The sequence below is a fragment of the Nostoc sp. LEGE 12447 genome (assembly GCF_015206985.1).
In the GTDB taxonomy this organism is placed as follows: Bacteria; Cyanobacteriota; Cyanobacteriia; order Cyanobacteriales; family Nostocaceae; genus Nostoc.
Window position 1 is genome coordinate 92928 of record NZ_JADEXT010000028.1, and the last position, 6855, is coordinate 99782.

7 protein-coding genes are annotated in these 6855 nt (G+C 40.7%); all 7 read left to right on the forward strand.

Going from position 1 to position 6855, the window contains the following annotated elements; genetic code table 11:
* The first annotated feature begins 135 nt into the window (after window positions 1-135).
* The 7 genes from IQ274_RS24465 (at window position 136) to IQ274_RS24490 (ending at window position 6659) form a co-directional block, all read left to right on the forward strand.
* On the forward strand, window positions 136-591 hold the full coding sequence (locus IQ274_RS24465; protein ID WP_094331970.1) for a phage tail protein: 456 nt from the start codon (window positions 136-138) through the stop codon (window positions 589-591).
* A 13-nt stretch (window positions 592-604) separates the two neighbouring features.
* Window positions 605-1099 carry a phage tail protein gene (locus tag IQ274_RS24470; protein WP_041565926.1) on the forward strand — a complete coding sequence of 165 codons (495 nt, stop codon included), beginning with the start codon at window positions 605-607 and terminating at the stop codon, window positions 1097-1099.
* Window positions 1100-1110: 11 nt separating this feature from the next.
* Window positions 1111-1458, forward strand: coding sequence for a hypothetical protein (locus tag IQ274_RS24475; RefSeq protein WP_012407862.1), 348 nt, complete (start codon window positions 1111-1113; stop codon window positions 1456-1458).
* A gap of 348 nt (window positions 1459-1806) precedes the next feature.
* A complete protein-coding gene (locus IQ274_RS24480) occupies window positions 1807-2190 on the forward strand; it encodes a hypothetical protein (protein WP_012407863.1) in 384 nt (127 codons plus the stop codon).
* On the forward strand, window positions 2133-2336 hold the full coding sequence (locus IQ274_RS37775) for a DUF6760 family protein (protein ID WP_322745310.1): 204 nt from the start codon (window positions 2133-2135) through the stop codon (window positions 2334-2336). The genes IQ274_RS24480 and IQ274_RS37775 overlap by 58 nt, the downstream gene beginning before the upstream one ends.
* Window positions 2333-4321, forward strand: coding sequence for an FHA domain-containing protein (locus tag IQ274_RS24485; RefSeq protein WP_194143716.1), 1989 nt, complete (start codon window positions 2333-2335; stop codon window positions 4319-4321). The genes IQ274_RS37775 and IQ274_RS24485 overlap by 4 nt, the downstream gene beginning before the upstream one ends.
* A 157-nt stretch (window positions 4322-4478) precedes the next feature.
* A complete protein-coding gene (locus IQ274_RS24490) occupies window positions 4479-6659 on the forward strand; it encodes a CHASE2 domain-containing serine/threonine-protein kinase (protein ID WP_194143717.1) in 2181 nt (726 codons plus the stop codon).
* The last annotated feature ends 196 nt before the right edge of the window (window positions 6660-6855 follow it).

Sequence of the window (6855 nt, forward strand, 5' to 3'; positions counted from 1 at the left end):
AATTGGGAATTGGAAATTGGGAATTGAGGAAACAATTCTTATAACTCCTAACTCCCATTCCCCATTCCCCGTTCGCCATTTCCCATTCCCCATTCCCAATTCTCAAATTAACCACACACAAAGGAGTCTAAAAGTATGGCAGGCGAATTTTTAACCTCTTGTAAATTTTACTTTGAGGCTGACGGAATTACTGATAAGTTCATCAAAGAAATTAGTGGCTTAGGCGTTGAGAATACTCCAGCGCAAGAAGTCCACGGTTCATCTAAGGGCGCTAAATTAATGCGTCAAGCTACACCAACTGTTGTTAAATTTACCAACATCACAGTAAAAGTCATCGCCACTGATGATATAGACCTTTATAAATGGTATCAAGATTGTAACGAAGACATGGGCGATCCTCGGAAGTGGGCACAGAATCGTAAGACTGGTTCGGTGGTTGCTTACGACCAACAAGGCTCTGAAAAAGCACGCTGGAACATTGTCAATTGTTATCCTTGTAAATACACTGGCCCTACCTTAACTGCCTCTGGTGGTGATATGGCAAATGAAACAGTTGAATTGGTTCACGAAGGAATTAAACGAATCAAATAATTAGCATTTAACAGTGGTACAATCCGCAAGCCGAATTCCAGAAGTTCTTACGGCCCATCGGTTCTATTTAGAACTGACACTAGAAGGTCAAAACGATGCCAATTGCTTCTTTTTGGAGTGTCAAGGCTTCAAAAGAACACAAGAGGTAATTGAAATTTCTGAAGTTACTTCTCAAACCTGGGGTAAAAAAGGGCAATCAAAAGGCCAGGTGGTGAGAACTAAGCTTCCTAGCAATCCTAAGAGTGGTAATCTCACTCTGCGTAGAGGTACTACCAACTCTATGGATTTCTGGAAGTGGTTTGAAAAAGTCGAAAAGGGTAATTGGTCTGAGCAACGTAGACTTGTTGCTTTGTCTATTTATAATCAGGCAAATCAAGAAATAGCTAGATTTGAATTAGCTGGTGCTTGGCCTGCAAGTTATAAAATTGCCGATGTTAACGCCCGCAGCCATGACATCGAAATTGAGGAAGTGGAGGTTGCTTTTGAGGAATTTAAACGTGTGAAGTAATTAGGAGAAGTATGTTTCCCACAGAGTTTGAATTTACATTGCCAAAGGGGTATCTAGACTCTGAAGGCAACCTCCACCGCAAAGGTGTAATGCGGTTATCAACGGCGATAGACGAGATTGCACCCTTGCGTGACCCACGTGTTAAAGCGAATCCCGTTTATGCCACAATTATTATCTTGTCACGAGTGATTACTCACTTGGGTGCTTTATCAGAAGTTACTCCTGCAATAGTAGAAAACTTTTTTGCCCAAGATTTAAATTATCTCCAAGATTTTTATCGGCGAATTAATGGCTTGGAAGGTGAAACTTCCATACCAGAAGATACAATAAACTCCCCCGAAGCACTTATTCATAATTGAATTGGGCATGGGGCATTGGGCATGGGCGTGGGGAGCAGAAAGCAAAGACTCATTAACGGAGTTCAAAGCTTCATTAACGGAGTTTAAAGACTCATTAACGGAGTTCAAAGACTCATTAATGGAGTTCAAAGACTCATTAACGGAGTTCAAAGCCTCATTAACGGAGTTCAAAGACTCATTAATGAAGTTCAAAGCCTCATTAATGGAGTTCAAAGACTCATTAATGGAGTTCAAAGACTCATTAACGGAGTTCAAAGCCTCATTCACGAGTATTGAAAATCTTATCCTCTATTCTCTAATTCCCAATGCCCAATTCCCAATTCCCAATTCCCAATTCCCAAATGACTTATGCCCCGTAAAAAGGATACTCTCTCCACAGAATTTGCCTTCACTCTTCCTAGAGGATTGAGTGATAGTGAACACCGGATACATCGTCATGGGGTGATGCGTTTAGCCACCGCTAAAGATGAAATTTTGGTGCAACAAGAGCGCAGAGTTCAGGAAAATCCAGCTTACGGTGTTTTGGTGATGCTTGCACGGGTTATTACTCGCTTGGGCAGTCTTAACTCTGTTAGCCCTGATTTACTCGAAGAACTTCTTCTACATGACATTGCCTATCTTCGAGAATTTTATAATCGAATCAATCAGCAAGGCGATGTACATATTCCGACACAATGTCCCCACTGCAATACCCAATTTTCAGTGGAGCTAGAACTAGCGGGGGAGTCGTAAGCTACCCCTCCGATACTTTATATGAGGAGGTAGCTTTTATTGCTTATCATTTCCACTGGTCACAAGATGATATTTTAAATTTAGAACATACTACCCGTCAGCGCTGGGTAGCAGAAATCAATAAAATTAACCAAAAATTAATATGAAAGTAAAAGTTAGCTACTCACCAAATCTAAGTGAAGTCAATGAAGTTGACCTGACCACAGAAACTCCAACGAGAGGAGAATGGTTAATAGGTCGTTCTCCTGATTCTGATTTAGTCTTAGACAGTCCTGATATTAGTCGGGTACATGCTAAGTTTTTTGTTAAAGCTGGAAATTACTACTTCTCTGACCTTGGCAGTAGAAATGGCTCAATATTTAATGGAAAACAAGCCGAAAAAGATCGACCATATTCTTTGAGTGATGGAGATATTATCAGGATTGCAGATTACGTTCTGATCTTAGAAGCAGTTGCTCCCGCTTATGAGCAACCAGAGACAGTCTTTAGAATTATAGACCCTTCACTGTTTTCCCGGCCGCGATCGCCTGAAAATGTCAGCGCACCCAATGTCGTTAATCCAGCCCCAGAAGTAGTTAGCGAAGTTCCAGCGCCTATTACTCCTGAAGTAGAAACACCTTCTCCAGAAGTCAGCGAAACCTCCGAAGTTGTTGCTACTCAAGCGGATGATGTCATTCCGGTTGTTGAGGTAATCCCCCCTGAAAACATCATTCAGTCACCAGAAGCAGTTAGCGAAGTTCCACACAATGTCCATGATGAAATTGTGGATTTGCAAACGTCAGTTGAACCAGAAGTTAGCGTGGATGCTGAGGAAGTAGAGGTTCCAGAAATCAGCGAAAATGATGAGGAAGTTTCTTTTACTGTAGCCGAAGCTGCGATCGCAGCACCTGAAAATATCATCGAAACTTCTGAAGAGGAAATTACACTTCCAGAAGCCACTGACGGTGAGGTTACAGACTTCGAAACAGCACTGGCGACAGAATCTACTTTCGTGCAACGGCGTGATATAGAAGCAACCTCCCCAGAAGATGCAGAGTTAGAAGCAGCACTAGAAGCAGAAGTCACCTTCGTACAGCCACGTGATATTTTCCACCAAGTTCCCGAAACAACTTCCCCAGAAGATGCAGAGTTAGAGGCGGCGCTGGAAGCAGAAGTCACCTTCGTGCAGCCGCGTGATATTTTCGGCGAAGTATCTGATGAAGAAAGTACCGTTCTGGAAGTTACTCATAATGAAAATCAAGTAGTAGATTTAGATACACCAGTCGCAGAAGAAGTCAGTTTAGATTTTGGCGAATTTGTCAATGAAGTTACTGAAGAAGAGGAGATTCAGCCGCAAGAAACATTGAGCCAACCTACACAAGATATCAATGATGAATTAGCAGATTTAGATATTTTATTTACGGCAGAAGACAGCACAAATATTGACCAAGTAGAACCTAGTTTTGCTGTTTATGAAACAGGAGGCGAAGTTTCTGAAGCATTGACGGAGCCTGATAATATCGTTGTAGAAGTTTCTAGCAATCAATACATTGATTTGAATAATACAACTACAGAAGAAGCCAGCGTAAATGTTGATGATGTTGTTCTAGTAAGTGAAGTTTCGGAATTAGCTGATATTCAATCTTTGGAAACAACAGAAAGCGAAGTTCCTGAGAGTATCAGTCAAACTATTGAAGAGGTTCCTGAAGTAGAAGCGACTCAATTGGATGAAACTCCAGAAGAAATAAATGTAAGTGAGCCTCCGCAAGTGATTATTGAAAGAAACATAGTACTCATCGCTCACGAGAGCAAGAAATCAGAACTTGCTGAATTTGTTTCTCAACATCATGAATTTTTCTCACAGAGCTTTACAATTACCTGGCCATCTGTTGGCGAAGTCTTACATCAACAAGCAGGAATAACTATTAGTCAGCAAACCCCCGCACCAATTTCTGGAGGATATCAAACAATTGCTTCATTGGTTGGAGCAGGAGAAATTTTAGCAGTTATTTTCCTAAGAGATTTGCTGCAACCTCAGCCTGGTCAGGCAAATGAAGAAGCACTGCTTAGATTATGCACTATTAATCAAGTTTTGCTGGCAACTAATTTGCCAACAGCAGAAGCGATTGTGCATTATCTTAAACATATATAGCCCTACTTAATCATTCGTGAGTAACAAGATCCCCGACTTCTTAAAGAAGTCGGGGATCTGCATATTTAGAGAAAAGTTTCTAATTGCATAGAATAATTTCAATGATGAAAAATAGGATAAAAAATATGTATATTTTAAATAAAACTTATTTAGAGAAATGCTTACAAACTTAAAAACTTTATTTAGACAGCCAGTTATTCTTTCAAGTGCGATCGCTACAATTTTACTAGTAGGCATTCAAAAACTTGGGGTTTTCGAGCCTTTAGAAATGAAGGTCTACGATCAGATGATGCAATTACGTGGCGACCCAGGCCCAGACTCTCGTCTATTGATTGTTGCTTTAACTGAAAAAGATATTCAAAAATGGAATTGGCCCCTATCTGGCGAACTTCTAGACCGACTATTGGGCAAACTTGAAGCTTATGAACCGCGAGCCATTGGTCTAGATATTTTCCGTGACTTACCTGTACAACCTGGTCATGAAAAACTACTGCAACGCCTACAACAGAGCGATATCATCATTCCTATCTGTAAACATTCTGGTTCTAACAATCCGGGAATAGCAGCCCCAAAGGGGGTTGAAGCAGAACGAGTAGGATTTAATGATGTAGTAGAAGATACTGACGCGACAATTCGTCGCAACCTATTATTGGTAAGTGCAGAAGAGTCCGATTCCTGCCAAAGTACTTATTCTTTTAGCTTACAACTAGCACTTAAATACTTAGAAGTTGGAGGAATCCAACTAAAATTTACCCCCAAAAAAGAACTACAACTACGAGATACTGTATTTAAACCCCTCCAAAGCGACGCTGGCGGTTATCAGAAAGCGGATACAAATGGCTACCAAATTTTGCTTAACTACCATTCTGGTCATCAGATTGCCCAGCAAGTAACTATTACAGAAATACTTGAAAATCAAGTTAAACCAGATTTGGTGAAAGACCGCATCGTTTTAATTGGTTCAACAGCCAATAGTTTAAATGATATTTTTAACACGCCATTTGCTACTGGTAAGTCAGATAATTCCGGTAAAATGGCAGGAATTGAAATTCATGCCCACAGCGTTAGTCAAATTCTCAGCGCTGTTCTTAACAAACAGCCATTATTTTGGTTTCTACCTGAATGGGGTAAAGTCTTGTGGATATGGGGATGGACTGTAGTTGGTGGGTTGCTGGTATCGCGGATTCAACATCCACTAGGCTTAGGGCTAGCAGGAGCAACAGCCCTTGCAGTCTTATTTGGAGGCAATTTTGTCATTTTTACTCAAGCTGGATGGTTCCCAGTAATACCTCCGACTTTGGGGTTAGTATTTACCGCCGGGAGTGTTCTTGCTTATAGTGCTTATAAAACGAAACAAGAGCAACAAGAAATTACCCAACGGGTTCAAGAACACCAACAATTAATTGTGGAATTGCAAGGTCTTTTACGGCAGCGCGGCGATGCCTCAAATGAAGCACCAACTGTAATTGCTGATTCCATCGGGCAAGAAATTTCACTAGGAACTCTACTAAACAACCGCTACAAAATTACTCAAGGTTTGGGTTCTGGAGGATTTAGTAATACTTATTTGGCTGATGATATCCAGCGTCCTGGGAATCCGCAGTGTGTGGTTAAACAGTTGCGTCCCCCCCGCCAAGATGCAGAATATTTAAATGTCGTCAGACGATTATTTGACGCTGAAGCACAAATTTTAGAAACCTTGGGTAAGCATCCACAAATCCCTCAACTGCTAGCTTTTTTTGAAGAAAATCGGCAATTTTCTCTAGTGCAAGAATTTGTTCGAGGGCACGCTATGGACAAAGAAGTAACTTCTGGAAAGCGACTAAAACAAGCTGAAGTTGTGGAAATGCTCAAAGAAGTTTTACACGTACTTGTTTTTGTTCACAGCTATGGTGTAATCCATCGAGATATCAAGCCTAGTAACTTGATTAGACGAGAATCAGATCAACACATTGTTTTAATTGACTTTGGCGCTGTTAAGCAAATTCATCCTCAGCAGCAAGAAGCTCAGACTATTTCAATTGGTACGCCGGGTTATGCACCTTCTGAGCAAATGAGCGGTTTGCCAAAACTCAATAGCGATATTTATGCGTTGGGAATTATGGGAATTCAAGGTTTAACTGGTGTAGATCCTAGAGATTTTCGCAGAGATATAAATACTGGTGAAATAATTATTCAAGATGGCGCTGATGGCAATCAACAGACTTGGCAACATTGGCGCGAGCTAACTGACGCTACAAACGAGTTAGTTATTATTTTAAATAAAATGGCGCATTTCGATTTTACTCAACGATATCAGTCAGCAGCAGAGGTTCTCAAAGCTCTCGAAAGTCTTTAGTAATATGTTATGTTGCGTTTCCTAACCAACTGAGGTAGACCTAAATTTTTTTACCAAACTTAGTAACTTACGCCTAATGTGAATTAGGAAAAAAGGCGGGAGAAGTAAGAAGATGAAAGTTACCAGCTTTTCAACTCAGACTTCCCCCATGACTAGCATAGACTTTGGAACGTTAATCACAACAATCTTTGTCATA

What these genes read in the sequence shown, in the direction of transcription:
- IQ274_RS24465 (WP_094331970.1), top strand. Translation starts at nt 136, where the DNA reads ATGGCAGGCGAATTTTTAACCTCTTGTAAATTTTACTTTGAGGCTGAC.
- IQ274_RS24475 (WP_012407862.1), top strand. Translation starts at nt 1,111, where the DNA reads ATGTTTCCCACAGAGTTTGAATTTACATTGCCAAAGGGGTATCTAGAC.
- IQ274_RS24480 (WP_012407863.1), top strand. Translation starts at nt 1,807, where the DNA reads ATGCCCCGTAAAAAGGATACTCTCTCCACAGAATTTGCCTTCACTCTT.
- IQ274_RS37775 (WP_322745310.1), top strand. Translation starts at nt 2,133, where the DNA reads ATGTCCCCACTGCAATACCCAATTTTCAGTGGAGCTAGAACTAGCGGG.
- IQ274_RS24485 (WP_194143716.1), top strand. Translation starts at nt 2,333, where the DNA reads ATGAAAGTAAAAGTTAGCTACTCACCAAATCTAAGTGAAGTCAATGAA.
- IQ274_RS24490 (WP_194143717.1), top strand. Translation starts at nt 4,479, where the DNA reads ATGCTTACAAACTTAAAAACTTTATTTAGACAGCCAGTTATTCTTTCA.